Origin of the sequence: Streptomyces sp. PTY087I2, from assembly GCF_001687325.1 — a bacterium.
In the GTDB taxonomy this organism is placed as follows: Bacteria; Actinomycetota; Actinomycetes; order Streptomycetales; family Streptomycetaceae; genus Streptomyces.
Genome location: NZ_LZRD01000013.1, coordinates 13,745 through 38,697, shown reverse-complemented (window position 1 = coordinate 38,697; position 24,953 = coordinate 13,745). Strand labels below are relative to the sequence as shown.

Sequence of the window (24,953 nt, the reverse complement as noted above, 5' to 3'; positions counted from 1 at the left end):
ACGTGGCTCCCCACCGGGAACCGGCAGACGATCAGGAGATAGACGTGATCCAGCAGGAGTCGCGACTGCGCGTCGCCGACAACACGGGTGCGAAGGAAATTCTCACCATTCGTGTTCTCGGTGGCTCGGGTCGCCGCTACGCGGGTATCGGTGACGTCATCGTCGCCACCGTCAAGGACGCGATCCCCGGTGGCAACGTGAAGAAGGGTGACGTCGTCAAGGCCGTCATCGTTCGCACCGTCAAGGAGCGTCGTCGTCAGGATGGCTCGTACATCCGCTTCGACGAGAACGCCGCCGTCATTCTGAAGAACGACGGCGACCCCCGCGGCACCCGCATCTTCGGCCCCGTGGGCCGGGAGCTGCGCGAGAAGAAGTTCATGAAGATCATCTCGCTCGCGCCGGAGGTGCTGTAAGCATGAAGATCAAGAAGGGCGACCTGGTCCAGGTCATCACCGGTAAGGACAAGGGCAAGCAGGGCAAGGTCATCGTGGCCTACCCCGCTCAGGACCGCGTCCTCGTCGAGGGTGTCAACCGGGTCAAGAAGCACACCAAGGCCGGTCAGACGGCTCGCGGTTCGCAGACGGGTGGCATTGTGACCACCGAGGCCCCGATCCACGTCAGCAACGTTCAGCTTGTTGTGGAGAAGGACGGCAACAAGGTTGTCACCCGCGTCGGCTACCGCTTTGACGACGAGGGCAACAAGATCCGCGTTGCCAAGCGGACCGGTGAGGACATCTGATGACTGCCACCACTGCGCCGCGTCTCAAGACGCGCTACCGCGAGGAAATCGCCGGCAAGCTGCGTGAGGAGTTCTCGTACGAGAACGTCATGCAGGTTCCCGGTCTGGTCAAGATCGTGGTCAACATGGGTGTGGGCGACGCCGCCCGCGACTCCAAGCTGATCGACGGGGCCGTCCGCGACCTCACCACGATCACCGGCCAGAAGCCGGCCGTCACGAAGGCCCGCAAGTCCATCGCGCAGTTCAAGCTGCGCGAGGGCCAGCCGATCGGCTGCCACGTCACCCTCCGCGGTGACCGGATGTGGGAGTTCCTGGACCGTACGCTGTCGCTCGCGCTGCCGCGTATCCGTGACTTCCGTGGCCTGTCGCCGAAGCAGTTCGACGGCCGTGGCAACTACACCTTCGGTCTCACGGAGCAGGTCATGTTCCACGAGATCGACCAGGACAAGATCGACCGGGTCCGGGGCATGGACATCACCGTGGTCACCACGGCGACCAACGACGACGAGGGTCGTGCCCTGCTTCGTCACCTCGGCTTCCCGTTCAAGGAGAACTGACCGTGGCGAAGAAGGCTCTGATCGCTAAGGCCGCCCGTAAGCCGAAGTTCGGCGTCCGCGGGTACACCCGCTGCCAGCGCTGCGGCCGGCCCCACTCCGTCTACCGCAAGTTCGGCCTGTGCCGCGTGTGCCTTCGTGAGATGGCTCACCGTGGCGAGCTGCCGGGCGTGACCAAGAGCTCCTGGTAACTCTCCTTCGCCCCCTGGGCGTTGGAAGTTCCCGGAGACTCTCGGTAAGCATCTGGTCGGCAGGAGCCCCACCTTTCATGCCGTAGGCTTGAAGGGTTGGGCGCCTGCCGCCCAAGACCGACTTACTACGCCGTAGGTCCCCGCACCGCACCCGTCCCGCCAGTGAGTGGGGAGAGGGATGGCGCATACAGGAAACCCCGGCGAGAGAGGCCGAAGGCCAATTCATGACCATGACTGATCCCATCGCAGACATGCTCACGCGTCTGCGTAACGCGAACTCGGCGTACCACGACTCCGTCGTGATGCCGCACAGCAAGATCAAGTCGCACATCGCGGAGATCCTCCAGCAGGAGGGCTTCATCACCGGCTGGAAGGTCGAGGACGCCGAGGTCGGCAAGAACCTCGTCCTGGAGCTGAAGTTCGGCCCGAACCGCGAGCGTTCGATCGCCGGCATCAAGCGCATCTCGAAGCCGGGTCTGCGTGTTTACGCAAAGTCCACCAACCTGCCGAAGGTCCTCGGCGGCCTGGGCGTGGCGATCATCTCCACGTCCCACGGTCTCCTGACCGGCCAGCAGGCAGGCAAGAAGGGCGTAGGTGGGGAAGTCCTCGCCTACGTCTGGTAGTCGGGAAAGGAAGGAAAGCTCATGTCGCGAATCGGCAAGCTCCCCATCCAGGTTCCCGCCGGTGTGGACGTCACCATCGATGGCCGTACGGTCGCGGTGAAGGGCCCCAAGGGTTCCCTCACGCACACCGTCGCCGCGCCGATCGAGGTCTCCAAGGGTGAGGACGGCGTTCTCAACGTCACCCGCCCGAACGACGAGCGTCAGAACAAGGCCCTCCACGGCCTGTCCCGCACGCTGGTGGCGAACATGATCACCGGCGTGACCGCGGGTTACTCCAAGGCGCTCGAGATCAGCGGTGTCGGTTACCGCGTCCAGGCGAAGGGCTCCAACCTGGAGTTCGCCCTGGGCTACAGCCACCCGATCCTCATCGAGGCGCCGGAAGGCATCACCTTCAAGGTCGAGTCGCCCACGAAGCTCAGCGTCGAGGGCATCGACAAGCAGAAGGTCGGCGAGGTGGCCGCCAACATCCGCAAGCTGCGGAAGCCCGACCCGTACAAGGCCAAGGGCGTCAAGTACGCGGGCGAGGTCATCCGCCGCAAGGTCGGAAAGGCTGGTAAGTAGCCATGGCATACGGTGTGAAGATCGCCAAGGGCGACGCGTACAAGCGCGCTGCCCGCAAGCGGCGCCACATCCGCGTCCGCAAGCACATCTCCGGCTCGCCGGAGCGTCCCCGCTTGGTCGTGACGCGTTCCAACCGCCACATCGTGGCCCAGGTCATCGACGACATCGCGGGCCACACGCTCGCCTCGGCGTCGACCCTGGACACCTCGATCCGTGGTGGCGAGGGTGACAAGAGCGCCCAGGCCAAGCAGGTCGGCGCCCTGGTCGCCGAGCGTGCCAAGGCCGCAGGCGTCGAGGCCGTCGTGTTTGACCGCGGTGGTAACCAGTACGCCGGGCGGATTGCCGCTCTGGCTGACGCCGCCCGTGAAGCCGGGCTGAAGTTCTAAGCCCCGGTTCCTACGCACAGCGGACGTAACAGAGAGAGGTAATTCCCATGGCTGGACCCCAGCGCCGCGGCAGCGGTGCCGGTGGCGGCGAGCGGCGGGACCGGAAGGGCCGTGACGGTGGCGCAGCCGCCGAGAAGACCGCGTACGTCGAGCGCGTCGTCGCGATCAACCGCGTCGCCAAGGTTGTGAAGGGTGGTCGTCGCTTCAGCTTTACCGCGCTGGTCGTGGTGGGCGACGGTGACGGCACGGTCGGTGTCGGATACGGCAAGGCCAAGGAAGTTCCCGCGGCCATCGCCAAGGGTGTCGAAGAGGCCAAGAAGAACTTCTTCAAGGTCCCCCGCATCCAGGGCACCATCCCTCACCCGATCACGGGCGAGAAGGCAGCGGGCGTCGTCCTGCTCAAGCCGGCTTCCCCCGGTACCGGTGTTATCGCCGGTGGCCCGGTGCGTGCCGTGCTCGAGTGCGCCGGCGTTCACGACATCCTGTCGAAGTCGCTTGGCTCGTCCAACGCGATCAACATCGTGCACGCGACCGTGGAGGCCCTGAAGGGCTTGCAGCGTCCCGAGGAGATCGCGGCCCGCCGCGGTCTGCCCCTCGAGGACGTCGCCCCCGCGGCTCTGCTTCGTGCGCGTGCGGGAGCGGGTGCGTAATGGCTCGCCTCAAGATCACGCAGACGAAGTCGTACATCGGCAGCAAGCAGAACCACCGCGACACCCTGCGTTCGCTCGGGCTCAAGCGCCTGAACGACTCGGTTGTCAAGGAGGACCGCCCCGAGTTCCGCGGCATGGTGCAGACCGTCCGCCACCTCGTGACGGTTGAGGAGGTTGACTGACATGGCGGAGAACAGCCCGCTGAAGGCCCACAACCTCCGGCCTGCCCCGGGCGCCAAGACCGCCAAGACCCGTGTGGGTCGTGGTGAGGCGTCCAAGGGTAAGACCGCAGGCCGTGGTACCAAGGGTACGAAGGCCCGTTACCAGGTTCCGGAGCGCTTCGAGGGTGGCCAGATGCCCCTCCACATGCGTCTCCCGAAGCTCAAGGGCTTCAAGAACCCGTTCCGCACGGAGTACCAGGTCGTGAACCTGGACAAGCTCGCGACGCTCTACCCCGAGGGTGGAGAGGTCACGGTGGCCGACCTGGTCGCCAAGGGTGCCGTGCGCAACAACCACCTCGTCAAGGTCCTCGGACAGGGCGAGATCTCCGTCGCGTTGCAGGTTTCGGTTGACGCCGTCTCCGGCTCCGCCAAGGAGAAGATCACCGCCGCCGGCGGTACGGTCACCGAGCTCGTCTGAGCCCCGGGACAGAACTGAGCCCGGCCGGCTGCCTCTTCGGAGGTGGCCGGCCGGGCTTTTTCGTGCCCGGAACCATTTCGGGGCGATATACGGGAACCGTAAAGGCTCGGGAAAGGTTGAACGAGTGTCCACCGCACCGGCGGTGGGGGAGCGGAGGGGCGTTCACGTCCCAAATGGTGTGGCTTGGCCGGTCTTTCGCGGCACGGGCCGGGAGGCGGTCCGCGCACGGGTGTGCGGCGCGTGTTTCCTGCTCAGTCCCGGGCCGGGTAGGGTAGCGCCGTTCATCTTTTGTGGCCTCCTTACGATGTAGGGCTGCCTTGTATCCGATCCCATCCAGTCCCATCCAGACCCGTCGCCTCTGACGCATAGCGCGGGGGTCGCAGGAGGCACCGTGTTCACCGCGTTCGCCCGAGCGTTCAAGACGCCCGACCTGCGCAAGAAGCTGCTCTTCACGCTCGGCATCATCGTGATCTACCGGCTCGGGGCGCACATCCCGGCTCCCGGCGTCGACTACGCGAAGGTGCAGCAGTGCATCGACCAGGCCGACTCGGGTGGCCTCCTCGGTCTGATGCAGATGTTCAGCGGTGGCGCCCTGTTGCAGATCACCATCTTCGCGCTCGGCATCATGCCGTACATCACGGCCAGCATCATTCTCCAGCTGCTGACCGTCGTGATCCCGCGCCTGGAAGCCCTGAAGAAGGAAGGGCAGTCCGGCACGGCGAAGATCACGCAGTACACGCGTTATCTGACGGTCGCGCTGGCCGTCCTCCAGGGCACCGGCCTCGTCGCCACCGCCCGCAGCGGTGCGCTCTTCCAGAACTGCTCCGTGGGCGACCAGATCGTCGCGGACAAGTCGGTCTTCACCACGATCATCATGGTCCTCACGATGACCGCCGGTACGGCCGCCGTCATGTGGCTCGGTGAGCTGATCACCGACCGCGGCATCGGCAACGGCATGTCGATCCTCATGTTCATCTCGATCGCCGCCACGTTCCCCGGCGCCCTGTGGGCCATCAAGGAGAGCGGCAAGCTGGCCGACGGCTGGATCGAGTTCGGCACGGTCATCCTCATCGGCTTCGTGATGGTCGGCCTCGTCGTCTTCGTCGAGCAGGCCCAGCGCCGCATCCCGGTGCAGTACGCGAAGCGCATGATCGGCCGCCGGTCCTACGGCGGTACGTCCACGTACATCCCGCTCAAGGTGAACCAGGCCGGTGTGATTCCGGTCATCTTCGCCTCGTCGCTGCTCTACATCCCGGCGTTGATCGTCCAGTTCTCCAACTCCCAAGCGGGCTGGGCGACCTGGATCCAGGACAACTTCGTGACGGGCACGCACCCGTACTACATCGCGACGTACTTCGTACTCATCGTGTTCTTCGCCTTCTTCTATGTGGCCATCTCGTTCAACCCCGACGAAGTCGCCGACAACATGAAGAAGTATGGTGGCTTCATCCCGGGTATCCGGGCAGGCCGACCTACTGCCGAGTATCTGAGCTACGTGCTCAACAGGATCACTTGGCCGGGATCGCTGTACCTGGGCCTGATCGCTCTTGTGCCGACGATGGCGTTGGCAGGCTTCGGCGGTGCGAACCAGAACTTCCCGTTCGGCGGGACGAGCATCCTCATCATCGTGGGTGTGGGTCTGGAGACCGTGAAGCAGATCGAGAGTCAGCTCCAGCAGCGCAATTACGAAGGGTTCCTCCGCTGATGCGAATCGTCCTCGTCGGGCCTCCGGGTGCCGGCAAGGGAACGCAGGCTGCGTACCTTGCCGAGAACCTGTCGATTCCGCACATCTCCACGGGCGACCTCTTCCGCGCCAACATGAGCCAGGGCACCGACCTTGGCAAGCAGGCCCGCGCCTACATCGACGCGGGTCAGCTGGTGCCGGACGAGGTCACCATCGGGATGGCCAAGGACCGCATGTCCCAGTCGGACGCCGTGAACGGCTTCCTGCTGGACGGCTTCCCGCGGAACGTGGGCCAGGCCGAAGCCCTTGACGTGATGCTCAAGGACGAGGGCGTGAAGCTCGACGCGGTCCTCGATCTGGAGGTCCCCGAGGACGAGGTCGTGAAGCGGATCGCGGGCCGCCGCGTCTGCCGCCGGGACAGCGCGCACGTCTTCCACCTGTCGTACAGCCCGCCGAAGACCGAGGGCGTCTGCGACGTCTGCGGTGGCGAGCTGTACCAGCGCCACGACGACAGCGAGGAGACGGTGCGTACCCGGCTGGAGGTCTACCACACGCAGACCGAGCCGATCATCGACTACTACCGGGCCCAGGGCCTGGTAGTGACCATCTCCGCGCTCGGCGAGGTCGCGGACGTGACCGCCCGCGCCATGGCGGCGCTGAAGCCCTCCGACGAGGGCTGAGCGTCACCCCCGTACCACCCGCTGTGCAAGCCGGCCGCGGCGCCTCTGGGCGCCGCGGCCGACTGCTTGCCCCCGTATCGTTGAACACGCCGAGCCGTACCCGTCACCGTCGATGCAGAGAGGCGCCGAGCAATGGTGCAGATCAAGACCCCCGAGCAGATCGCGAAGATGCGCGAGGCGGGCCTGGTGGTCGCTGCCATTCACGCCGCCACCCGTGAGGCGGCCGTGCCCGGGGCCACCACGCACGACCTGGACCAGGTCGCCCGCAAGGTGATCGCCGACCACGGCGCCACGTCGAACTTCCTCGGGTACGGCGGGTTCCCCGCGACCATCTGCACCTCGGTCAACGAGGTCGTCGTCCACGGCATCCCGGACGGGAAGACGGTCCTCAAGGACGGCGACATCATCTCGATCGACGCCGGCGCGATCGTGGACGGCTGGCACGGCGACGCGGCCTACACCGCCTTCGTGGGCACCGGTCACGCTCCGGAGCTGGTCGAGCTCTCCCGGGTCACCGAGGAGTCCATGTGGGCCGGGATCGCCGCGATGAAGGTGAACAACCGCCTCGTCGACATCTCCCGGGCCATCGAGACCTACATCCGCCGCCAGCCCCGCCCGGCGACCGGGAAGTACGGGATCATCGAGGACTTCGGCGGCCACGGCATCGGCACCGAGATGCACATGGACCCGCATCTGCTGAACTACGTCTCCCGCAAGCGCGGCAAGGGCATCAAGCTGGTCCCGGGCGTCTGCCTGGCGATCGAGCCCATGGTCTCGCTCGGTACGGCGCGGACGGAGACCCTCGCCGACGACTGGACGGTCATCACGACGGACGGCACCTGGTCCTCGCACTGGGAGCACTCCATCGCGCTGACCGAGCAGGGCCCGCTGGTCCTGACCTCGCCGGACTGCGGCAAGGCGAAGCTCGCGCAGTACGGCATCGAGGCCGCGCCGGACCCCCTGGGCTGACACAACCCTTCCGGCAGGTCTAAGGATCACCGGGAGTGGGCAAACTTGACGGATTCGTCTTTTGGGGTCCGCTGACGTAGACTGACTCGTCGGCTCTGGTGCATCCGTGTGCCCACATGCAATCGCATGGCAGGTACGGGATCGCGGGAGCCGATCAAGGTAGCCGATTCGAAAGGCGAAGCGTGGCCAAGAAGCAAGGTGCCATCGAGATTGAGGGCACCGTGATCGAGTCCCTCCCGAACGCAATGTTCAAGGTGGAGCTCCAGAACGGTCACAAGGTCCTGGCGCACATCAGCGGCAAGATGCGGATGCACTACATCCGTATCCTCCCCGATGACCGGGTTGTGGTGGAGCTCTCTCCGTACGACCTGACGCGTGGCCGGATCGTCTACCGCTACAAGTAGATCTTGCCCCCACCCCGTTTCGGCGGGTGATGGCACTGACCCGGAGAACCTGACATCCCATGAAGGTCAAGCCGAGCGTCAAGAAGATCTGCGACAAGTGCAAGGTGATCCGCCGTCACGGTCGGGTCATGGTCATCTGCGACAACCTGCGCCACAAGCAGCGCCAGGGCTGACGCACGACCTCCTGCATCTCGCAGTTCTTCGCGCGACGCACGTAATACGTACATACGCAGTACCCGTCCAAGCCACGGCTGACGACACCTCCGGCGGGGGCCGGGGACCCGGACGTACCACTGCTCCTCGGGAGCGGTCGGCGGTCGGGAGTGGAACTGCGGAAGACCCCCGATCTAACAACTGGAGCCATTGAATGGCACGCGTTTCAGGTGTTGACATCCCGCGCGAAAAGCGCGTGGAGGTTGCCCTCACCTACGTCTTCGGTATCGGGCGCACCCGGTCCAAGGAGATCCTCGCCGCCACCGGCGTGAACCCGAACACCCGCGTTCGCGACCTGGCCGAGGAAGACCTCGTCAAGATCCGCGAGCACGTGGACGCCAACCTCCGCACCGAGGGTGACCTCCGCCGCGAGGTCCAGGCGAACATCCGCCGCAAGGTCGAGATCGGCTGCTACCAGGGCATCCGCCACCGTCGTGGCCTGCCCGTCCACGGTCAGCGCACCAGCACGAACGCGCGTACCCGCAAGGGCCCGCGTCGCGCCATCGCCGGTAAGAAGAAGCCGGGCAAGAAGTAGTCCTCAGCGGACGCACTGCGGACCTCCGGTCTCCCGGAGCACGCAGCAACCAGCGGTCTTCGCTGTAGGACCGATCACCTCCCCTCTCCATCTGGAGTCAAGACATGCCCCCCAAGGGTCGTCAGGGCGCAGCCAAGAAGGTGCGTCGCAAGGAAAAGAAGAACGTCGCTCACGGCCACGCGCACATCAAGAGCACGTTCAACAACACCATCGTCTCGATCACGGACCCCTCGGGCAACGTGATCTCCTGGGCCTCCGCCGGCCACGTCGGCTTCAAGGGCTCGCGCAAGTCCACCCCCTTCGCCGCGCAGATGGCCGCCGAGTCGGCCGCCCGCCGCGCGCAGGAGCACGGCATGCGCAAGGTCGACGTCTTCGTCAAGGGTCCCGGCTCCGGCCGTGAGACCGCGATCCGCTCCCTCCAGGCCACCGGCCTTGAGGTCGGCTCGATCCAGGACGTCACCCCGACGCCGCACAACGGCTGCCGTCCGCCGAAGCGTCGTCGCGTCTGACCCGCTACGGCCGGTGACGGCCGTGCGTCAGTAGCGCCGGGTCCGGGCGGTACACCTCTTACGGGGCGTACCGCCCGTACCCTTGTTACATCTGTCGGGCATCAAATAGTGGGTGCCCACGACTGAAGGATCACCGCATGCTTATCGCTCAGCGTCCGTCGCTGACCGAAGAGGTCGTCGACGAGTTCCGCTCCCGGTTCGTGATCGAGCCGCTGGAGCCGGGCTTCGGCTACACCCTCGGCAACTCCCTCCGCCGTACGCTCCTCTCCTCGATCCCCGGTGCCGCTGTCACCAGCATCCGGATCGACGGTGTCCTGCACGAGTTCACCACCGTGCCGGGCGTCAAGGAGGACGTCACCGACCTCATCCTCAACATCAAGCAGCTGGTCGTCTCCTCGGAGCACGACGAGCCGGTCGTGATGTACCTGCGCAAGCAGGGCCCGGGTCTGGTCACCGCCGCCGACATCGCGCCCCCGGCCGGTGTCGAGGTGCACAACCCCGACCTCGTTCTCGCCACGCTCAACGGCAAGGGCAAGCTGGAGATGGAGCTGACCGTCGAGCGCGGTCGCGGCTACGTCTCCGCCGTCCAGAACAAGCAGGTCGGCCAGGAGATCGGCCGCATCCCGGTCGACTCCATCTACTCGCCGGTGCTCAAGGTCACGTACAAGGTCGAGGCGACCCGTGTCGAGCAGCGCACCGACTTCGACAAGCTGATCGTCGACGTCGAGACCAAGCAGGCCATGCGTCCCCGTGACGCCATGGCGTCGGCCGGTAAGACCCTGGTCGAGCTGTTCGGTCTGGCGCGCGAGCTCAACATCGACGCCGAGGGCATCGACATGGGCCCGTCCCCGACGGACGCCGCTCTCGCCGCCGATCTGGCTCTGCCGATCGAGGAGCTGGAGCTCACGGTCCGTTCGTACAACTGCCTCAAGCGCGAGGGCATCCACTCCGTGGGTGAGCTCGTGGCGCGTTCCGAGGCGGACCTGCTCGACATCCGCAACTTCGGTGCGAAGTCGATCGACGAGGTCAAGGCGAAGCTGGCCGGTATGGGCCTCGCGCTGAAGGACTCGCCTCCCGGCTTCGACCCGACTGCTGCGGCTGACGCCTTCGGCGCCGACGACGACGCGGATGCGGGTTTCGTGGAGACCGAGCAGTACTGAGTCGCCTCCCGGCTGGGGGTGCCCGGTTTTGAGGGTGCCCCCGGGCCGGGGCTGAGGCTTTGTCCTCAATCTCCGGACGGGCTTGAATTTGGCTGATGTCCGGCGAAGGTCGGGCAGGCTTGAATTTGGCTGATGTCCGGCGCGAATGCCGGTCGGGCTTGATATATCAGCCCGACCGGCAGCTATGACTTCCGTGGGGCGACCGCCTCGCGGGAACTGACACCGGTACCTGATACGGCCGGTGCAGCACACAAGGAGAATCACCATGCCGCGTCCCGCCAAGGGTGCCCGTCTGGGCGGCAGCGCCGCGCACGAGCGTCTGCTTCTCGCCAACCTGGCGAAGTCGCTGTTCGAGCACGGCCGCATCACGACGACCGAGGCCAAGGCCCGTCGCCTGCGCCCCGTCGCCGAGCGCCTCGTCACCAAGGCGAAGAAGGGCGACATCCACAACCGTCGCCTGGTGCTCCAGACGATCACGGACAAGAGCGTCGTCCACACGCTCTTCACCGAGATCGCTCCCCGGTACGAGAACCGCCCCGGTGGTTACACCCGTATCACCAAGATCGGCAACCGTCGTGGCGACAACGCCCCGATGGCGGTCATCGAGCTGGTCGAGGCGCTGACCGTGGCCCAGCAGGCCACCGGTGAGGCCGAGGCCGCCACGAAGCGTGCGGTCAAGGAAGACGCCCTCAAGAAGGACGAGGCCCCCGCGGCCGAGGCCGTCGAGGACGCCAAGCCGGCCGACGACGCGGAGTCCAAGGACGCCTGAGCGTTCTGAGACGGACCACGGAACGGGCCCGCATCACCCTTCGGGGCGGTGCGGGCCCGTTTCGCTGACCAGGGTGTGGAGAGGGAGACGCGGTGAGTGACCAGGCCGAGCCCGGTTTCGTACGGGTACGACTGGACCTGTCCTACGACGGCAAGGACTTCTCCGGCTGGGCGAAGCAGACCAGCCGGCGCACGGTGCAGGGCGAGATCGAGGACGCGCTGCGGACCGTGACCCGTTCGGCGGTGACGTACGACCTGACGGTCGCGGGCCGCACGGACGCCGGGGTGCACGCGCGCGGCCAGGTGGCCCATGTCGATCTGCCGGAGGCGGTCTGGGCCGAGCACGAGGAGAAGCTGCTGAGGCGGCTGGCGGGGCGGCTGCCGCTGGACGTACGGATCTGGCGCGCGGCCCCCGCACCGCCGGGGTTCAACGCGCGCTTCTCCGCGCTGTGGCGGCGGTACGCCTACCGTGTCGGCGACCGGCCCGGCGGCGTCGATCCGCTGACCCGCGGTCATGTGCTGTGGCACGACCGGCCGTTGGACCTGGACGCGATGAACGAGGCGGCCGCGCTGATGGTCGGCGAGCACGACTTCGCCGCGTACTGCAAGAAGCGCGAGGGCGCGACGACCATCCGTACGCTCCAGAAGCTGAGCTGGGTACGGGATCCGGAGTCCGGGGTCCTCACCGCGACCGTGCAGGCGGACGCGTTCTGCCACAACATGGTGCGGGCGTTGATCGGGGCGGCGCTGTTCGTCGGCGACGGGCGGCGGCCGGCGTCCTGGCCCGCTGAGGTGCTGGCCGCGAAGGTGCGCGACCCCGGGGTGCACGTGGTGCGCCCGCACGGGCTGACGCTGGAGGAAGTGGCCTACCCGGCGGACGACTTGCTGGCGGCGCGGGCCGAAGAGGCCCGGAACGTACGGACGTTGCCGGGGCCGGGCTGCTGCTGATCCCCGAACTCCGGGCGTCGGGTCAGCCGTTGGGGTCGGCGGCGGCCTGCGACGCCTGGAGCTGGCCGCGGCGGTGGATCTGACGGAACGTGAAGTTCGTCAGGTCCTTGTTGACCGCGTAGACGTTCTCGTCGGCGGTGGTGACCCGCTTGCCGTCGAGGAAGCCGCCGATGGTGAAGTAGGCGTAGCGGCCGTACGAGTTGGAGGTGCGCAGGCAGACCGTGCCGCCCCGGCAGAAGGTGGCGACGCCTCCGCCGCTCAGCGAGGCGAGGCCGCCCGAGGACTGGTCGACGGCCTTCTTCGCGCGGGCCTCCGTGTCGAAGACGGCGACGCCGACCGTGACGGCCACCCCGTCCTTGCGGTAGGTGGCCCGGATGAGCTGCTTACAGCCGTTGTTCGTGAGGACGGAGCCCAGGGCGCCCTGGGTGCCCGTCGCGCACTTCGCGGAGCTGCTGGTCGCGCCCTTGAGGTGGACGCGGTCGCCCATGGTGAGCTTCTTGCCGGGGAAGAACCCGTCGACGGTGACCGGCGCCTTGTCCTTCTCGGCGCTGGATATGTAGTCCTTGGGGTTCGGCGGGGGCGGCGGCGCGACCGAGGAGAAGGAGGGCGCGGGCGCGGAGGTGTCCTCGGGCAGGTCGGCGGGGGCGGGGAGCTGGCTCGCCTTCTTGTCGGCCTTGCCGGTGCCGCCGCCGTTCGACGTGACGACGGCGGTGGTCACGATCGCGCCGATCGCCACGGTGGCCAGTGCGCCGCCGCCGATCATCATCAGCCGCTTCCGGCGGGCGCGCGCGGCGGACTGATCCGCCAGTGCCGCCCAGTCAGGTGTCCCGTCGCCCCCGGGCCCCCAGGAGGCCCCCCCTTGCCCAAAGCTCATGCGCGCAGTTTAGGGGGTGCGGTAAACCGGTTGGGCCAGGAGTTCGCGGACCGTGACAATGCTCGGTATGGGACATCTCGAAGCGGGCCATCTTGAGTACTACCTTCCGGACGGGCGGGTGCTGCTCGGCGATGCCTCGTTCCGGGTGGCCGACGGAGCCGTCGTCGCGCTCGTCGGGGCGAACGGGGCGGGCAAGACGACCCTGCTGCGCCTCCTCGCCGGTGAGCTCCAGCCGCACGGCGGCACGGTGTCGGTGAGCGGCGGGCTCGGCGTGATGCCGCAGTTCGTGGGCTCGGTGCGGGACGAGCGGACCGTACGGGACCTGCTGGTGTCCGTGGCCCAGCCCCGGATCAAGGAAGCCGCGAAGGCCGTTGACGCGGCCGAGGAGAAGATCCTCACCGTCGACGACGAGGCCGCGCAGATGGCGTACGCGCAGGCGCTGAGCGACTGGGCGGAGGCGCGGGGGTACGAGGCCGAGACGGTCTGGGACATGTGCACGACGGCCGCGCTGGGCGTCCCGTACGAGAAGGCGCAGTGGCGCGAGGTGCGCACGCTCAGCGGCGGCGAGCAGAAGCGGCTGGTGCTGGAGGCGCTGCTGCGCGGGCCCGACGAGGTGCTGCTCCTGGACGAGCCGGACAACTATCTGGACGTGCCGGGGAAGCGGTGGCTGGAGGAGAAGCTGAAGGAGACCCGTAAGACGGTCCTCTTCGTCTCCCACGACCGGGAGCTGCTGTCCCGGGCCGCCGAAAAGATCGTCAGCGTCGAGCCGAGCCCGGCGGGCAGCGATGTGTGGGTGCACGGCGGGAGCTTCGCCACGTACCACGACGCGCGCAAGGAGCGGTTCGCGCGGTTCGAGGAGCTGCTGCGGCGCTGGCAGGAGGAGCACGCCCGGCTGAAGGCGCTCGTCCTGCGGATGCGGCAGCAGGCGGCGAACAGCCCGGACATGGCGAACCGCTACCACGCGATGCAGACCCGCTTCAAGAAGTTCGAGGAGGCCGGGCCGCCGCCGGAGCCGCCGCGCGAGCAGGACATCACGATGCGGCTGCGCGGCGGGCGGACCGGGGTGCGGGCGGTGACCTGCAAGGGCCTGGAGCTGACCGGGCTGATGAAGCCGTTCGACCTGGAGATCTATTACGGGGAACGCGTCGCGGTCCTCGGCTCCAACGGGTCCGGCAAGTCGCACTTCCTGCGGCTGCTGGCGGGGGAGCCGGTGGCGCACACGGGGGAGTGGAAGCTGGGGGCGCGGGTGGTGCCCGGGCACTTCGCGCAGACGCACGCGCACCCGGAGCTGCTGGGGAAGACGCTGGTGGAGATCCTCTGGTCCGAGCACGCCAAGGACCGGGGCGGGGCGATGGGGGTGCTGCGGCGGTACGAGCTGGAGCGGCAGGGTGACCAGGCCTTCGAGCGGCTGTCCGGCGGGCAGCAGGCGCGGTTCCAGATCCTGCTGCTGGAGCTGGCGGGGACCACGGCACTGCTCCTGGACGAGCCGACGGACAACCTGGACCTGGAGTCGGCGGAGGCGTTGCAGGACGGGCTGGAGGTGTACGACGGGACGGTGATGGCCGTCACGCACGACCGGTGGTTCGCGAAGTCGTTCGACCGGTATCTGGTGTTCGGGTCGGACGGGGTGGTGCGGGAGACTCCGGAGCCGGTGTGGGACGAGCGGAGGGTTGAGCGGGCGCGGTGAGCTTGGTGGGGGTGCGGGTGGGGGTGCGGGTGCGGTGTGCCGTGCGGCGCCGTTGCGGGGGCGCTGCCCCCGGGCCCCCGCGCCTCAAACGCCGGCGGGGCTGGATTTGTGCGGCGGGGCTGGAAAGATCGCCTCAAACGCCGGCGGGGCTGGATTTGTGCGGCTGGGCTGTTGTCCTCAGGGGCGTTTTGACCCTGCGGGGGGTCGACGGTAGGCTTCCCCTTTGTTATGCGTATCGGCCGCGCCCCCGTGGCGCTCAGGGCCCCTACGTAGGTTCTCTGGAGCAGTTACCAGTGGCTCGCATACGGGCAGCGTCCCGGCAGTGTGAGCCCCAGCTGCATGATCGCTTCAGGGGTGCCATGTGTTGTCTGGACCTCATCCACTAAGAAGCGAAGGCTACGAAGTGCGTACGTACAGCCCCAAGCCCGGCGATGTCACTCGCCAGTGGCACATCATTGACGCTCAGGACATCGTCCTGGGCCGTCTGGCCACCACGGCCGCCAACCTCCTCCGTGGGAAGCACAAGGCGGTCTACGCCCCCCACATGGACATGGGCGACTTCGTCATCATCATCAACGCCGACAAGGTGCACCTGTCCGGCAACAAGAAGACCCAGAAGATGGCGTACCGCCACTCGGGCTTCCCGGGCGGTCTCCGTTCGGTGCGCTACGACGAGCTGCTGGCGAAGAACCCCGAGAAGGCCGTCGAGAAGGCCATCAAGGGCATGATCCCCAAGAACACCCTGGGCCGTCAGGTGCTCTCGAAGCTCAAGGTCTACGCGGGCGACCAGCACCCGCACGCTGCTCAGCAGCCGGTCCCGTTCGAGATCACCCAGGTCGCGCAGTAGTTCCGGCCACCCCCTAAGACGTACAGAAAGATCTGAGGAGAATCGTGGCCGAGACCACTGTTGAGAACCCCGTCGAGGGCACCGAGGGCGAGGAGACCTTCGCCGAGGTGACCACCTTCGAGTCCGAGGTTCCCGTCGAGGGCGAGTACACCAGCGAGTCCCTCGCGGGCCGCTTCGGTGACCCGCAGCCCGCCGCCGGCCTGGGCCGTCGCAAGAACGCCATCGCCCGCGTCCGGATCGTTCCGGGCACCGGCAAGTGGAAGATCAACGGTCGCACCCTTGAGGACTACTTCCCCAACAAGGTGCACCAGCAGGAAGTCAACGAGCCCTTCAAGGTGCTCGAGCTCGACGGCCGCTACGACGTCATCGCCCGCATCTCGGGTGGCGGCGTCTCCGGTCAGGCCGGCGCCCTGCGCCTCGGCGTGGCCCGCGCGCTGAACGAGGCGGACGTGGACAACAACCGCGCCACGCTGAAGAAGGCCGGCTTCCTCTCCCGCGACGACCGTGCGGTCGAGCGCAAGAAGGCCGGTCTCAAGAAGGCCCGTAAGGCCCCGCAGTACAGCAAGCGCTAAATATCGCCTGCTCGACTGTCACGAACGCCCCGGCGGCACACTCCGTGCTGCCGGGGCGTTCGTTTATCGACGCTCGCGGGCGTATAACGGCATGAGACGTTCATCGGTCCGGTTGCGTCATACCCGTGCCCAGCCCGCGCCCATGCCCGCGCCGGGCCCGAGCGATGCCGTCCGGCATGCCTTTTTGTGGCTTTTCGCCGCTTTCGTTGTTGGTTTCTCAGTTCGTTTGCTGTGCAGTAGTGGTTTGTGGTTTCGGAGCACTTCGGAGGACACCAGTGGGACGACTCTTCGGTACGGATGGAGTACGGGGTGTCGCCAACGCCGATCTGACGGCCGAGCTGGCGCTCGGTCTCTCGGTCGCGGCGGCGCACGTACTCGCCGAGGCAGGCACCTTCGCGGGCCATCGCCCGACCGCCGTGGTCGGACGTGATCCGCGGGCATCCGGAGAGTTCCTGGAGGCCGCCGTCGTGGCGGGCCTGGCCAGCGCCGGGGTGGACGTGCTGCGCGTCGGCGTGCTGCCGACGCCCGCGGTCGCCCACCTCACCGGGGTGCTCGACGCCGACCTCGGCGTGATGCTCTCCGCCAGCCACAACGCGATGCCCGACAACGGCATCAAGTTCTTCGCGCGCGGCGGCCACAAGCTCGCCGACGAGCTGGAGGACCGGATCGAGACGGTCTACGAGCAGCACCGCACCGGTGCGCCGTGGGACCGCCCGACCGGTGCGGGCGTCGGCCGGGTCACCGAGTACGCGGAGGGCTTCGACCGGTACGTCGCCCACCTCATCGGCGTCCTCCCCAACCGGCTCGACGGGCTGAAGGTCGTCCTGGACGAGGCGCACGGCGCCGCCGCCCGGGTCTCGCCCGCCGCGTTCGCCCGGGCCGGCGCCCAGGTCGTCACCATCGGGGCCGACCCGGACGGCCTGAACATCAACGACGGCTGCGGCTCCACCCACCTGGAGCTGCTGCGTGCCGCCGTCGTCGAGCACGGGGCCGACCTCGGCATCGCGCACGACGGCGACGCCGACCGCTGCCTGGCCGTGGACGCGGCGGGCGAGGAGGTCGACGGCGACCAGATCCTCGCGGTGCTGGCCCTCGCCATGCGGGAGGCCGGGCAGCTGCGCAAGGACACCGTGGTCGGCACGGTCATGTCGAATCTCGGCTTCAAGCTGGCCATGGAGCGCGAGGGCATCCGGCTGGTCCAGACGGCGGTCGGCGACCGGTACGTCCTGGAGTCGATGAAGGCCGAGGGCTTCGCGCTGGGCGGCGAGCAGTCCGGCCACGTCATCGTCCTGGACCACGCCACGACCGGCGACGGCACGCTGACCGGCCTGATGCTGGCGGCCCGCGTCGCCGCCACCGGCCGGAGCCTCGCCGACCTGGCCGGGGTCATGCAGCGTCTGCCCCAGGTCCTCATCAACGTCCCCGACGTCGACAAGACCCGCGTGAACACCTCGGCCGAGCTGGCCGCGGCGGTCGTCGAGGCGGAGACGGAGCTCGGCGAGAGCGGGCGCGTACTGCTGCGCCAGTCGGGTACGGAGCCGCTGGTGCGGGTCATGGTCGAGGCCGCCGACATCGAGCAGGCACGCGCCGTCGCGGGCCGGCTGGCCGATGTGGTGAAGTCCGCGCTGGGGTGAGGCCCGAGCGGTGGTCGTACGCGTGCGGGAGTTTCTGAAGCCGTACGCGTACGGGGGAGCCCCTGCGCCGTAGACGTACGCGTACGGGGGTGCGGGGCGCGTGGGCTGGTTCCCCGAGCCGTACGCCTACGGGAGCGGGTCGAATCGTACGTGCGTACGGGATGTTGCCCGCCGCTCAGGCGCGGTGCGCCCGTACGAACACCGCGACGCCGTCCGCGATCCAGGCCGCCCGTTCGTCCGCGGCGACGGCCGACGCGGGCGGGCCCGGGGTGGCCGAGACGAGCCGGGAGAAGTGGGCGGCGGCGCGGTCGGCGTCGGCGATGTGCAGCAGCCCGGTCCCTGCCCACCGGTGGAGGACGGCGGCCAGCTCCGCCCGGACCCGCCCCGGGCCCGCCTGCCACCACCGGTCGACGACCTCGGCGCCGAGATGCGCGGCCTCGGCCTGGACCTGGCCGATCAGCGCCCGGTGCGCCGCCGAATGGGCCATTCCGGCCAGCCAGTCTCCCGTGTCGTCGAGCCAGTCGGCGGCGAACGCGCGCAGCGCGGGCTCGACCTCCGCCGCGTCCGAGACGGTCGAGAGGTGGCGTTCGATCAGGGCGATCTCGGCCTCGGCGACCTGCGTGGCGGAGTCGACGATCACCGTGGCGAACAGGGCGCGCTTGTCCGCGAAGTGTTTGTAGATCGTGCGCGTGGAGGTTTCCGCGGCCGTGGCGATGGCGTCGATGCTGGCGCGCGCGTAGCCGTCGCGGGCGAAGACCTCGCGGCCGCCGGTCATGATCGCCTGGTGCTTGGCCGGCCGCAGCCGCCCGGTGGGCCGCCCCGGGGTTTCCGCCTCTGGGCTCACGATGACTCCTTGCCTCTCGAACCGATCTGGTGCACGCTCGACCGTAGCAGGTAAAGTATTCGTTGTACTTTACAGAGCGTCCGAGGAGCACGAGGAGAGCGTCATGACACGTCTCGCGATCGTCACCGGCAGCACCCGCCCCCACCGCAGGGGCCGGGCCGTGGCCGACTGGGTCCTGACCACGGCCCGGAAGGCCGCCTCCGAGGGGGTGGAGGTGGAGCTGGTCGACCTGGCCGACTTCGCGCTGCCGGTCCTCGACGAACCGGCTCCGGCCGCCTGGGGGGTCTACGCCCACGAGCACACCAGGCGCTGGTCGGAGGCGATCGCGGCCTTCGACGGCTATGTGTTCGTGACGCCGGAGTACAACCACGGCGTCCCCGGCCCGTTGAAGAACGCCACCGACCACCTCTACGCCGAGTGGCATCACAAGGCCGTCGGGTTCGTCGGCTACGGGGTCAACGGGGGTGTGCGCGCGGTCGAGCAGCTCCGGCAGATCGCCGCCGAGCTCAAGCTCGCCGATGTCGGCCCCCAGGTCGCCCTGAGCACCTACACCGACTTCGACTACACCGGCGTCGACCTCACCGATCCCACGGTCACCGGCGTCTTCGCGCCGGACGAGCGCCACGCGGACGACCTGGCAGCGCTGCTGGACGAGGTCACGGTGTGGAGCCGTGCGCTGGCCCCGGTCCGCGACCGGTCGGAGCGTGAGCCGGCGGCGGCCCACAGCTGACACGGGCCGGCCCGGAAGCGGTCCGTCACGCCCGCACCGAGGCCCCCGGCGTGCTCGCCGGGGGCTTCCGCGTACGCCGGATCCTCCACAGCCCCTTCTGGAGCAGCAGGGTCAGCGTGCCCGCGAGGACGATCCCGCCGAGGTTGGCCAGGAGCTGCTGGCCCGATCCGATCGTCTGCTGGTAGTCGGCGTAGCTGAACGCGACGGCCGCGTTGGCGGCGGCCGGGACCGTCGTCACGGAGATCGCGACGCCGATCAGGGCCCCGGACTTCGCCGAGGTGAGGGAGAGGGTCCCGGCGATGCCGGCCAGGAACGCCACGACGAACGACATCCAGTCCGGGTGCCAGATGAAGCCGGTGTTCGGCCGGGGCCTGTCGATCATGTCGCGGGTGAACAGGCCGAACACGTCCAGCAGCCAGGCGAACCCGGCCGTCACGATCATCGCCACAGCGAAGCCGCCGATCAGCGCCCACAGCGAGCGGGCGACCAGGCGCGGTGCGCGCTGCACGACGGCCGTGGAGATCCCGGCCAGCGGCCCGAACTCCGGGCCGACCGCCATCGCGCCCACGATCAGCACCGCGTTGTCGAGCATCACACCGCAGGCGGCGAGCATCGTGGCGAGGGCGAGGAAGGAGACGTAGGTGACGGAGAACGTCGACTCCTCGTGCGTCGCCTCCGTCAGCTCCTCCCACAGGACCGCGTCGGAGCTGTCGCCCGGGGCCTCGCGCTCGGCTTTGTCGGCGTGCGTGGAGAGGGTGAGGTCGAGGTTCTCGACGCTGATCGCCCCGGTCCTGTCGATGCCGAGCCGGCGCAGCGCCTTGATCAGCTCGTCGCCGGCCTCGCGCGCCACGTCGCACATCACCACGTCACCCGTGGGGGAGCGGGCGGCGCCCGGCAAGACCACGAGGTGGGCGGTGCCGACGGTGGACCCCAGGAGGGCGACGACCTCGTCCGTGGTGTCGGCGGGCACGATCAGACGCAGGTGCAGCACGCGGCACGCCCTTCCGGGCCGAGAGGTCAGAGCTTGCGCAGGGACAGCTTCTGGACCTTGTGGTCCGGACCCTTGCGGAGCACCAGGGTGGCACGGCCGCGCGTCGGAGCCACGTTCTCCAGGAGGTTCGGCTTGTTGACGGTCCGCCACATGGTGCGCGCGTAGTCCAGCGCCTCCTCCTCGGAGACCTGGGTGTACTTGCGGAAGTACGAGGACGGGTCCTGGAACGCCGTGGCGCGCAGCTTGCGGAATCGGTTCAGGTACCAGGTCTCGATGTCCTCGGCGCGCGCGTCCACGTACACGCTGAAGTCGAAGTAGTCGGCGAGCCCGACCCTGGTCCGGCCGTCGCTGCCGGGCAGGGCGGGCTGGAGGACGTTGAGGCCCTCGACGATGAGGATGTCGGGGCGGCGTACGGTGAGCCGCTCGTCGGGGACGATGTCGTAGATCAGGTGCGAGTAGACGGGCGCGGTCACCTCGTCCTTGCCCGCCTTGATGTCCGCGACGAACCGGGTCAGCGCCCGCCGGTCGTACGACTCCGGGAACCCTTTGCGCGAGGTCAGCCCGCGCGCCCGGAGCTCCTTCATCGGCAGCAGGAACCCGTCCGTGGTCACCAGCTCGACCCTCGGGTGCTCGGGCCAGCGGGCCAGCAGCGCCTGGAGGATACGGGCACTGGTGGACTTCCCGACGGCGACACTGCCCGCGACCCCTATGACGAACGGGGTCCCGCGCTGCGCCCCGTGCCCGTTCCCGGCGTCCCCGAGGAAGGTGTTCAGCGCGCCGCGCAGCCCGGAGGTGGCCTGGACGTACAGGTTGAGCAGCCGGGAGAGCGGCAGATAGACGTCCCGCACCTCGTCCAGATCGATGACGTCCCCGAGCCCTCGCAGCCGCTCCACCTCGTCGGCGGTCAGCGGCAACGGCGTCTTGTCCCGCAGCGCGCTCCACTCACCGCGCGAGAGGTCGACGTACGGGGTCGGCGCATGCTCGGTGCGACGCTGGGGGCTCCGTGCGGGCGAAGTGATCACCCTTCATTGTTGCGGCAGTTTTAACGGAGTGGGGGGTGGGGTCGGTCACGTGGGTGGCGGGGCAGTGCGGGCCGCGCCCCGGAACGGCCGCGGCCCCGGTGTCCGCTCCCCTGTGCCGGACACCGGGGCCGCGCCCGGGGCTTCGTGTGAGACGTACGGTCAGGGCTTCTGGCCCTTGGCGTCGACCACGGCCGCCCTGGTCCTCGCGATGTCGATCAGGACGTCGCCGCGCCGGTAGACCGTGGAGGGCTGGCCGTGGGGGTTCGAGATCTCGTGTGTCCTGGTGACGACGTCCCGCGCGCCCGCGTAGCTGTAGTCCACCGGGTCGATGAGGATCTCGCGCCGGGTGTCCCCCTGGTCGTGGTCGCGGGTCACGGCGATGACCTGGCGGCCGGAGGCGTCCCGGATCAGGTGGTCGGTCACCTCCACGCCGTCGACCGTGGCCATCGCCCGGTAGATCCTGGCCAGCGCGTCGGGCGGGATCGGGTACGACTCCAGCAGCACCGACAGGGCGCGGAAGGTGTGCTCGCCCTCGGCCTCGGGGGCGCCGTCGGGGCCGCTGCCCGTGGGGAAGACCTTCCGCAGCTTCGCGAGGAGCGCCTCGGGGTCCTCCGGCAGGCCGGCGGCGAGCCGGTAGGACGCGCGGGCCGTCTGGTGGTCGGTGTCGGACGCGTCGTTCTCCGCGGCCTTGTCGTCGTACGGGATCCAGGAGTCCGGGGTGTAGGTGACCTGCATCTTCTTCCGGATCTCGGCCGGTACCTCCGCCCACTGCCTCTCCTGCTGGGCATCCACCTCCCGGAGGTAGATCCACTGGTCGGCGCGCGGCTCCGGCGGCACCTCCTGCCGGTCCAGGAAGTCCGCCGCCCGGCCCAGGGCCGCCGCCGGGCCGGACAGGTCGAGGTCGCCCGCCACGGTCGCCGGTCCCGACTGCCGGGGGTCGGAGGTGTCGACGACCTGGGTGACGAAGAGCGCCGCCGCGGTGATCGCCACCACCGCGCCGAGCGAGGCGATCCGCCAGTCGGCCCGCGCCCGGAAGCCGCGGCGGCCCTTGCCCGCGATGGTGTCGGTCAGCCGTTCGCGGCCCGGGGCGAGGGCGGCGCGGTCGGGTACGGGGGCGTCGGCGCGCAGCTCCCGCAGTCGGGTCATTTCGTCCATGACGGGGTCAGCTCCTGTTCGGCCGAGACGAACGCGGGATCGGTGCTCAGCGCCTCGCGGACCTTGCGGCGGGCCCGGTTCAGCCGGGACCTCACCGTGCCCAGCGGGATCCGCAGCGCCTCGGCCACCTCCTGATAGCCGAGGTCCGCCCAGGCGACCAGCAGCAGGACGTGCCGGTCGCCGGGGGACAGCGCGGCCAGCGCCCCCGCCAGGGGGGCCTGCACGGCGATCCGGTCGTCCGAGCGGTCGCTCCACGACGCGGCTACCGGGTCGTGCCCGGTCCGGGCCAGCGCCTTCAGCGCGCGGACCTCGGTACGGCGGTGCTTGCCGATCAGGTTGGCCGCGATGCCGTACAGCCAGGGCCGGGCCATCCGGTGCGCCGTGTCGTAGCGGCCCCGCGTACGGAACGCGATGAGGAACGTCTCCGCCGTGATGTCGTCCGCCGCGCCCTCCCCGAGGCGGCGGGCGGCGTACCGGTGGATGTCCGGGGCGTGCCGGTCGTAGAGCCCGGCGAACAGTTCGGGCTCGTCGAGGGACTGGGCGATGACGTCGGCGTCGTCCCTGCCGTCGCCCCCGCCGTCGCCCGCGGTGCCCGGGCGGGCCGGAGGTGGTGGTCCGGTCACTGCGCCTCCAGGGTGCGTCGGTCGGTGTGTCTGTCACCCCTGTTGTCCGCAGCGGGCGGAAAGGTTCACGGGTTGTCCGTGGAGCAGTGAGAAGGCCGGGCCGCTGTCGGCCCGGCCCCGTCCTCCAGCCACGGCCCCCGGCCCTGCTCCTCAGCCCCGTCCCGGACCCAACCCCTCAGCCGCGTCCCGGGCGCAGCGAGCGCAGCATGCCCAGCGCCCGGCCCTTCAGCCCGCCGCGTCGCGCGGCCGGCTGCGGGATCTCGTCGGGGCCGCGCTCCGGCATCGGGACGACGGCGGTGGCCGGGACCGCCGCGTCGATGAGCGCCATCCGGTCCGGGGTGAGCTTGGCGTACAGCGTCGGCTCCACCTCCACCACGAACGCGTCGAAGCCGATGAGGTGCCGGGCCCCGTCCGGGAAGACGCGCATCGCGGCGCACGCGTCGTACCGTACGGAGATCCGCCCGTGGGGGGTGGACAGGGTGACGGCCTCCCGTCCGACGGCCAGGCTCACGGCGTCGCTCGCCCGGGACCGGTGCACGGTGCCCAGCGGTTCGGGGCCGAACGACGGGCCCGACCACTGGGGTGCCTCGGTGAAGCCCGCCCAGTCCACGCCCCGCCCCGGCACCTGGATCAGCGCGGAGTCGTACAGTTCGCGGGCCACGTCGCGCAGGTCCTCGACGGTGACAGCGGCCAGGTGCGCCCGGTGCTCGTCCGGGGTGAGGTTCTCGTGCCCCGTGAGCACGTTCAGTGCGTACGAGGGGAGCGCGGCCGCGCCGACGTCCGGGATCTCGTACTGCTTGACGAACTTCGCCCGCGCCGAATCGAGTTCGGCCTGGGCGATCGTTCCGGCCCGCAGCCGGGCCAGGACGTCGATGAACCCGCCGACCACCGCGTCCTGCTTCTGCGGCAGCGCGTCCGCGAAGGCGGTGATGGTCGCGTGGTCGTTGTCGCGCGGGTGGTAGCCGCAGTCGGCGGTGTAGGAGTAACCGCCCTTCTGCCGCAGGTCGGTGAAGAGCGCCCGGCTCAGCACCTCCGTGAAGAGCGGCGCCGCCGTGCTGCGCCGCACGATGCCGTCCAGGACCACTCCGCCGCTGCCGCCCGTGAGGTAGGCGGGGGTGACGGGCAGGGCCGAGGTGGGCGCGGGCAGCGGCTGCCGCCGTCCGGCGGGCAGGGTCAGGTCCAGGCCCTCCGGCACGGTGTCGCCGGTCATCCACAGGACCGCGTTGTCCCGGGTGAACCAGGTCGCGGCCCAGTCGCGCACCGCGTCGGCCGTCAGATGCAGGGTGCCGTACTCCGGGTAGCTGACGAGGCCGTAGCCCCGTGCCCCGTAACGCCACAGCGGCAGTTGGTGGTTGGGGCCCCGGCTGCGGCCCGCCTGCTCGGTGCGCAGGATCTCCCGCTCGGTGGCGAGGCGTTCGACCGGCAGGTCCCGCAGCGAGGCGCAGACGCCGTTGAGGTAGGCGACGACCTCCTCCGGGGTGCCGGAGACCACGAAGTGGGTGTGGGTGGCGGCGGTGGACCCGTTGTAGTGCAGGTCCGAGACGCCGTGCCGGTGCAGTGCCAGGTGTTCCACGAGGTGGGTGAGGCCGGCCGTGGCCAGCGTCTCGTCGGCGGCGCCGACCCGGAAGTACAGCCCCGCGGTGACCGGGCCGCCGCCGGACGTGGGCGCCAGCAGGGTCGGGATGCGGTCGACCTCGGTCCTGGTGATGAATCCGGACCCGGTGGTGGCTGCGGGGCCGTCGGTCTGCTGCGTCATCGTCG

The 24,953-nt window shown here is 69.2% G+C and carries 32 protein-coding genes; 25 read left to right on the top strand and 7 right to left on the bottom strand.

Annotated features, from left to right (window positions below; genetic code table 11):
* Positions 1-44: 44 nt before the first annotated feature.
* The 20 genes from rplN to truA all read left to right on the top strand — a co-directional run bounded on the left by rplN (position 45) and on the right by truA (position 12,213).
* Positions 45-413, top strand: a complete 369-nt coding sequence (rplN, locus tag A3Q37_RS16205) for a 50S ribosomal protein L14 (RefSeq protein WP_003966950.1) — start codon at positions 45-47, stop codon at positions 411-413.
* 2 nt (positions 414-415) lie between these two features.
* Positions 416-739 (top strand): 50S ribosomal protein L24, encoded by a 324-nt coding sequence (gene rplX, locus A3Q37_RS16200; RefSeq protein ID WP_003966949.1) that lies wholly within the window; start codon positions 416-418, stop codon positions 737-739.
* The gene (gene rplE / locus A3Q37_RS16195) at positions 739-1,296 is read left to right on the top strand and encodes a 50S ribosomal protein L5 (RefSeq protein ID WP_006126888.1); all 558 of its coding nucleotides are present in this window, start codon (positions 739-741) and stop codon (positions 1,294-1,296) included. The genes rplX and rplE overlap by 1 nt, the downstream gene beginning before the upstream one ends.
* 2 nt (positions 1,297-1,298) lie before the next feature.
* On the top strand, positions 1,299-1,484 hold the full coding sequence (locus A3Q37_RS16190; RefSeq protein WP_003948630.1) for a type Z 30S ribosomal protein S14: 186 nt from the start codon (positions 1,299-1,301) through the stop codon (positions 1,482-1,484).
* 224 nt (positions 1,485-1,708) lie between these two features.
* Positions 1,709-2,107 (top strand): 30S ribosomal protein S8, encoded by a 399-nt coding sequence (gene rpsH / locus A3Q37_RS16185; protein ID WP_003966947.1) that lies wholly within the window; start codon positions 1,709-1,711, stop codon positions 2,105-2,107.
* 21 nt (positions 2,108-2,128) lie between these two features.
* Positions 2,129-2,668, top strand: a complete 540-nt coding sequence (gene rplF, locus A3Q37_RS16180; RefSeq protein ID WP_003966946.1) for a 50S ribosomal protein L6 — start codon at positions 2,129-2,131, stop codon at positions 2,666-2,668.
* 2 nt (positions 2,669-2,670) lie between these two features.
* Positions 2,671-3,054 carry a 50S ribosomal protein L18 gene (rplR, locus tag A3Q37_RS16175; RefSeq protein WP_065484979.1) on the top strand — a complete coding sequence of 128 codons (384 nt, stop codon included), beginning with the start codon at positions 2,671-2,673 and terminating at the stop codon, positions 3,052-3,054.
* Between the two features lie 47 nt (positions 3,055-3,101).
* Positions 3,102-3,704: a 30S ribosomal protein S5 gene (rpsE, locus tag A3Q37_RS16170; protein WP_006126891.1), complete on the top strand. Its 603-nt coding sequence runs from the start codon at positions 3,102-3,104 to the stop codon at positions 3,702-3,704.
* Positions 3,704-3,886, top strand: coding sequence for a 50S ribosomal protein L30 (gene rpmD / locus A3Q37_RS16165; protein ID WP_006126892.1), 183 nt, complete (start codon positions 3,704-3,706; stop codon positions 3,884-3,886). The genes rpsE and rpmD overlap by 1 nt, the downstream gene beginning before the upstream one ends.
* 1 nt (position 3,887) lies before the next feature.
* Entirely contained in the window at positions 3,888-4,343 is a 456-nt protein-coding gene (rplO, locus tag A3Q37_RS16160; RefSeq protein WP_003966942.1) for a 50S ribosomal protein L15, read from the top strand.
* A gap of 391 nt (positions 4,344-4,734) precedes the next feature.
* A complete protein-coding gene (gene secY, locus A3Q37_RS16155; RefSeq protein ID WP_065484975.1) occupies positions 4,735-6,048 on the top strand; it encodes a preprotein translocase subunit SecY in 1,314 nt (437 codons plus the stop codon).
* Complete coding sequence (locus tag A3Q37_RS16150) at positions 6,048-6,707, top strand: adenylate kinase (protein ID WP_065484973.1); 660 nt, start codon at positions 6,048-6,050, stop codon at positions 6,705-6,707. The genes secY and A3Q37_RS16150 overlap by 1 nt, the downstream gene beginning before the upstream one ends.
* A 132-nt stretch (positions 6,708-6,839) precedes the next feature.
* Complete coding sequence (map, locus tag A3Q37_RS16145) at positions 6,840-7,676, top strand: type I methionyl aminopeptidase (RefSeq protein WP_065484969.1); 837 nt, start codon at positions 6,840-6,842, stop codon at positions 7,674-7,676.
* Positions 7,677-7,858: 182 nt separating this feature from the next.
* Positions 7,859-8,080, top strand: coding sequence for a translation initiation factor IF-1 (gene infA / locus A3Q37_RS16140; protein WP_003956442.1), 222 nt, complete (start codon positions 7,859-7,861; stop codon positions 8,078-8,080).
* 59 nt (positions 8,081-8,139) lie between these two features.
* A complete protein-coding gene (rpmJ, locus tag A3Q37_RS16135) occupies positions 8,140-8,253 on the top strand; it encodes a 50S ribosomal protein L36 (protein WP_003956441.1) in 114 nt (37 codons plus the stop codon).
* 194 nt (positions 8,254-8,447) lie between these two features.
* On the top strand, positions 8,448-8,828 hold the full coding sequence (gene rpsM / locus A3Q37_RS16130; RefSeq protein WP_006126897.1) for a 30S ribosomal protein S13: 381 nt from the start codon (positions 8,448-8,450) through the stop codon (positions 8,826-8,828).
* Between the two features lie 104 nt (positions 8,829-8,932).
* The gene (gene rpsK / locus A3Q37_RS16125) at positions 8,933-9,337 is read left to right on the top strand and encodes a 30S ribosomal protein S11 (protein ID WP_003956432.1); all 405 of its coding nucleotides are present in this window, start codon (positions 8,933-8,935) and stop codon (positions 9,335-9,337) included.
* A gap of 137 nt (positions 9,338-9,474) precedes the next feature.
* On the top strand, positions 9,475-10,497 hold the full coding sequence (locus A3Q37_RS16120; protein WP_003966937.1) for a DNA-directed RNA polymerase subunit alpha: 1,023 nt from the start codon (positions 9,475-9,477) through the stop codon (positions 10,495-10,497).
* A gap of 265 nt (positions 10,498-10,762) precedes the next feature.
* Positions 10,763-11,266, top strand: a complete 504-nt coding sequence (rplQ, locus tag A3Q37_RS16115) for a 50S ribosomal protein L17 (RefSeq protein WP_065484967.1) — start codon at positions 10,763-10,765, stop codon at positions 11,264-11,266.
* 92 nt (positions 11,267-11,358) lie between these two features.
* Entirely contained in the window at positions 11,359-12,213 is an 855-nt protein-coding gene (gene truA, locus A3Q37_RS16110; RefSeq protein WP_065484964.1) for a tRNA pseudouridine(38-40) synthase TruA, read from the top strand.
* Positions 12,214-12,235: 22 nt separating this feature from the next.
* Here the strand turns inward: truA and A3Q37_RS16105 are convergent, their stop codons facing one another.
* The gene (locus A3Q37_RS16105; RefSeq protein WP_079137818.1) at positions 12,236-13,087 is read right to left on the bottom strand and encodes a hypothetical protein; all 852 of its coding nucleotides are present in this window, start codon (positions 13,085-13,087) and stop codon (positions 12,236-12,238) included.
* Positions 13,088-13,154: 67 nt separating this feature from the next.
* Between A3Q37_RS16105 and A3Q37_RS16100 the strand changes: the two genes are divergently transcribed.
* The 4 genes from A3Q37_RS16100 (at position 13,155) to glmM (ending at position 17,827) form a co-directional block, all read left to right on the top strand.
* Complete coding sequence (locus A3Q37_RS16100) at positions 13,155-14,774, top strand: ABC-F family ATP-binding cassette domain-containing protein (protein WP_065485223.1); 1,620 nt, start codon at positions 13,155-13,157, stop codon at positions 14,772-14,774.
* A gap of 403 nt (positions 14,775-15,177) precedes the next feature.
* Positions 15,178-15,621 (top strand): 50S ribosomal protein L13, encoded by a 444-nt coding sequence (rplM, locus tag A3Q37_RS16095; protein WP_065484962.1) that lies wholly within the window; start codon positions 15,178-15,180, stop codon positions 15,619-15,621.
* A gap of 44 nt (positions 15,622-15,665) precedes the next feature.
* The gene (gene rpsI / locus A3Q37_RS16090; protein WP_010058767.1) at positions 15,666-16,193 is read left to right on the top strand and encodes a 30S ribosomal protein S9; all 528 of its coding nucleotides are present in this window, start codon (positions 15,666-15,668) and stop codon (positions 16,191-16,193) included.
* Between the two features lie 275 nt (positions 16,194-16,468).
* Positions 16,469-17,827: a phosphoglucosamine mutase gene (gene glmM / locus A3Q37_RS16085; protein WP_065484957.1), complete on the top strand. Its 1,359-nt coding sequence runs from the start codon at positions 16,469-16,471 to the stop codon at positions 17,825-17,827.
* Between the two features lie 175 nt (positions 17,828-18,002).
* Here the strand turns inward: glmM and A3Q37_RS16080 are convergent, their stop codons facing one another.
* Positions 18,003-18,671 (bottom strand): TetR/AcrR family transcriptional regulator, encoded by a 669-nt coding sequence (locus A3Q37_RS16080; RefSeq protein ID WP_218064556.1) that lies wholly within the window; start codon positions 18,669-18,671, stop codon positions 18,003-18,005.
* 103 nt (positions 18,672-18,774) lie between these two features.
* Here A3Q37_RS16080 and A3Q37_RS16075 point away from each other — a divergent pair, with 103 nt between their 5' ends.
* Positions 18,775-19,401 (top strand): NADPH-dependent FMN reductase, encoded by a 627-nt coding sequence (locus A3Q37_RS16075; protein WP_065484956.1) that lies wholly within the window; start codon positions 18,775-18,777, stop codon positions 19,399-19,401.
* A gap of 25 nt (positions 19,402-19,426) precedes the next feature.
* Here the strand turns inward: A3Q37_RS16075 and A3Q37_RS16070 are convergent, their stop codons facing one another.
* The 5 genes from A3Q37_RS16070 to A3Q37_RS16050 form a co-directional block, all read right to left on the bottom strand.
* On the bottom strand, positions 19,427-20,392 hold the full coding sequence (locus tag A3Q37_RS16070; RefSeq protein WP_065484951.1) for a DUF389 domain-containing protein: 966 nt from the start codon (positions 20,390-20,392) through the stop codon (positions 19,427-19,429).
* Between the two features lie 26 nt (positions 20,393-20,418).
* Complete coding sequence (gene coaA, locus A3Q37_RS16065; protein ID WP_065484944.1) at positions 20,419-21,414, bottom strand: type I pantothenate kinase; 996 nt, start codon at positions 21,412-21,414, stop codon at positions 20,419-20,421.
* Between the two features lie 159 nt (positions 21,415-21,573).
* On the bottom strand, positions 21,574-22,569 hold the full coding sequence (locus tag A3Q37_RS16060) for a CU044_5270 family protein (RefSeq protein WP_065484937.1): 996 nt from the start codon (positions 22,567-22,569) through the stop codon (positions 21,574-21,576).
* Positions 22,557-23,192: an RNA polymerase sigma factor gene (locus A3Q37_RS16055; protein WP_065484934.1), complete on the bottom strand. Its 636-nt coding sequence runs from the start codon at positions 23,190-23,192 to the stop codon at positions 22,557-22,559. Before A3Q37_RS16055 ends, A3Q37_RS16060 begins: the two co-directional genes overlap by 13 nt.
* Before the next feature lie 175 nt (positions 23,193-23,367).
* Positions 23,368-24,948, bottom strand: coding sequence for a pitrilysin family protein (locus A3Q37_RS16050; protein WP_065484932.1), 1,581 nt, complete (start codon positions 24,946-24,948; stop codon positions 23,368-23,370).
* Positions 24,949-24,953 lie beyond the last annotated feature (5 nt).

What these genes read in the sequence shown, in the direction of transcription:
- rplQ (WP_065484967.1), top strand. Translation starts at nt 10,763, where the DNA reads ATGCCGCGTCCCGCCAAGGGTGCCCGTCTGGGCGGCAGCGCCGCGCAC.
- A3Q37_RS16120 (WP_003966937.1), top strand. Translation starts at nt 9,475, where the DNA reads ATGCTTATCGCTCAGCGTCCGTCGCTGACCGAAGAGGTCGTCGACGAG.
- rplR (WP_065484979.1), top strand. Translation starts at nt 2,671, where the DNA reads ATGGCATACGGTGTGAAGATCGCCAAGGGCGACGCGTACAAGCGCGCT.
- map (WP_065484969.1), top strand. Translation starts at nt 6,840, where the DNA reads ATGGTGCAGATCAAGACCCCCGAGCAGATCGCGAAGATGCGCGAGGCG.
- A3Q37_RS16050 (WP_065484932.1), bottom strand. Translation starts at nt 24,948, where the DNA reads ATGACGCAGCAGACCGACGGCCCCGCAGCCACCACCGGGTCCGGATTC.
- rpsH (WP_003966947.1), top strand. Translation starts at nt 1,709, where the DNA reads ATGACCATGACTGATCCCATCGCAGACATGCTCACGCGTCTGCGTAAC.
- rplE (WP_006126888.1), top strand. Translation starts at nt 739, where the DNA reads ATGACTGCCACCACTGCGCCGCGTCTCAAGACGCGCTACCGCGAGGAA.
- rpmD (WP_006126892.1), top strand. Translation starts at nt 3,704, where the DNA reads ATGGCTCGCCTCAAGATCACGCAGACGAAGTCGTACATCGGCAGCAAG.
- A3Q37_RS16105 (WP_079137818.1), bottom strand. Translation starts at nt 13,087, where the DNA reads ATGAGCTTTGGGCAAGGGGGGGCCTCCTGGGGGCCCGGGGGCGACGGG.
- A3Q37_RS16100 (WP_065485223.1), top strand. Translation starts at nt 13,155, where the DNA reads ATGGGACATCTCGAAGCGGGCCATCTTGAGTACTACCTTCCGGACGGG.
- rpsE (WP_006126891.1), top strand. Translation starts at nt 3,102, where the DNA reads ATGGCTGGACCCCAGCGCCGCGGCAGCGGTGCCGGTGGCGGCGAGCGG.
- rplO (WP_003966942.1), top strand. Translation starts at nt 3,888, where the DNA reads ATGGCGGAGAACAGCCCGCTGAAGGCCCACAACCTCCGGCCTGCCCCG.
- rplX (WP_003966949.1), top strand. Translation starts at nt 416, where the DNA reads ATGAAGATCAAGAAGGGCGACCTGGTCCAGGTCATCACCGGTAAGGAC.
- rpsK (WP_003956432.1), top strand. Translation starts at nt 8,933, where the DNA reads ATGCCCCCCAAGGGTCGTCAGGGCGCAGCCAAGAAGGTGCGTCGCAAG.
- rplF (WP_003966946.1), top strand. Translation starts at nt 2,129, where the DNA reads ATGTCGCGAATCGGCAAGCTCCCCATCCAGGTTCCCGCCGGTGTGGAC.
- A3Q37_RS16150 (WP_065484973.1), top strand. Translation starts at nt 6,048, where the DNA reads ATGCGAATCGTCCTCGTCGGGCCTCCGGGTGCCGGCAAGGGAACGCAG.
- A3Q37_RS16075 (WP_065484956.1), top strand. Translation starts at nt 18,775, where the DNA reads ATGACACGTCTCGCGATCGTCACCGGCAGCACCCGCCCCCACCGCAGG.
- rpsM (WP_006126897.1), top strand. Translation starts at nt 8,448, where the DNA reads ATGGCACGCGTTTCAGGTGTTGACATCCCGCGCGAAAAGCGCGTGGAG.
- rpmJ (WP_003956441.1), top strand. Translation starts at nt 8,140, where the DNA reads ATGAAGGTCAAGCCGAGCGTCAAGAAGATCTGCGACAAGTGCAAGGTG.
- A3Q37_RS16060 (WP_065484937.1), bottom strand. Translation starts at nt 22,569, where the DNA reads ATGGACGAAATGACCCGACTGCGGGAGCTGCGCGCCGACGCCCCCGTA.